Origin of the sequence: Pseudomonas sp. YNh, from assembly GCF_037993085.1 — a bacterium.
Lineage (GTDB): Bacteria > Pseudomonadota > Gammaproteobacteria > Pseudomonadales > Pseudomonadaceae > Aquipseudomonas > Aquipseudomonas putida.
On sequence record NZ_JBBMRJ010000081.1, the window covers coordinates 1 to 1,255 of the forward strand.

The 1,255-nt window shown below is 56.2% G+C and carries 2 protein-coding genes; both read right to left on the reverse strand.

Translation table 11 applies throughout. The annotated features are described in order from the left end of the window. Window positions 1-37 precede the first annotated feature (37 nt). Window positions 38-901, reverse strand: a complete 864-nt coding sequence (locus WF331_RS29120; protein ID WP_340623568.1) for an IS3 family transposase — start codon at window positions 899-901, stop codon at window positions 38-40. Next, window positions 898-1,191 carry a transposase gene (locus WF331_RS29125; RefSeq protein ID WP_336332453.1) on the reverse strand — a complete coding sequence of 98 codons (294 nt, stop codon included), beginning with the start codon at window positions 1,189-1,191 and terminating at the stop codon, window positions 898-900. The genes WF331_RS29120 and WF331_RS29125 overlap by 4 nt, the downstream gene beginning before the upstream one ends. Window positions 1,192-1,255: the final 64 nt, after the last annotated feature.

Here is a 1,255-nt window from a genome sequence, read left to right on the forward strand (position 1 = left end):
TGGGCCTGTCCCGTGGCGGCGGACGCCAAGAGGCTGGCTATTGAGCCGCCTTTCTCAAGCCTTTGGCATATTCGTTCGGTGAACGATAGCCCAGCGCTGAGTGCAGTCGACTACTGTTGTAAAACCCGTGGATGTAGTTTGCGATTGCCAAGTGCGCCTGCTGCTTGCTGGGGTAAACCCGGCAGGCCTCTTCTCGCTTCAATGTGGCAAAGAAGCTCTCAGCCACGGCGTTATCCCAACAATTTCCCTTCCGGCTCATGCTCTGTGTGAAGCCTTTTTTGGCTAGGGCGAAGCGGAATTTGCTGCTTGCATACTGACGTCCCTGATCGGAGTGGAACACAACACCGTTGAGGCCAAGGCATGCGTGCCAAGCATTGATAAAGGCTCGCTCAACCAAGTCGTCCGGCATCCGATCCGCCAAGCTGTAACCCAGCACCTGGCGCGTCTGAATGCTTAATACGACTGCCAGATACAACCATCCCTCTTTGGTGGCGATGTAGGTGATATCGCTGACCCAAGTGGGCGTGGCGCTGCTCACGGAAAACTGTCGGGCCAGCACATTGTCCGCGACGGGTAAGTAGTGGTGGCTATCAGTTGTACAGGGTCTGAAACCGCCTTTGCATTTGCCTTGGATATGTTCCTCGTGCATCAGCCGACCTACTCGCTTGTGGCCCACTGCATGTGCCTGCCGGCGCAAAGCTTCGACCAACCGTGGTCGGCCATATGTATTCCGGCTAGCCGCGTAGGCCTTGTGCAAATCAACGCGAATCTGAGCGTCCCGATCTGGGCGACCTTGGCGATGCTGAAAGTCGTAAAACCCTGAAACTGAGACACCCATCACCCGGCACAGCAATCGCACCGGGAATTGAGCCCGTTCACTAGCGACGAAGACGTATCTCACCTGGACTCTTTGGCAAAGAATACCGCCGCCTTTTTTAGGATTTCGCGCTCCAGCTTGAGTTCGGCATTCTCGGCCCTGAGCCGCGCCAGTTCGCTGTCGTCTTTACTGACAGGGCGTCGGTCGGGGGAGCTTAACGAGTGCCCTTTGCGAGACGCATCAACCCAGTTATCCAGCGTCTTTACGGGAATCTCGAGTTGCCGGGCAGCTTCGGTTCTTCCTACCGTTTGCGCCAAGGCAACGGCCTGGATTTTGAACTCTTCGGTGTAGTTACGGTAGGTTCGAGTGGACATGACAACCTCCAAGAGAACGATTCAAGTATCGCCTCTTGGCGTCCGTTGTCACGGGACAGGCCCA

Coding starts and splice junctions, on each gene's coding strand:
- WF331_RS29125 (WP_336332453.1), bottom strand. CDS start 1,191: ATGTCCACTCGAACCTACCGTAACTACACCGAAGAGTTCAAAATCCAG.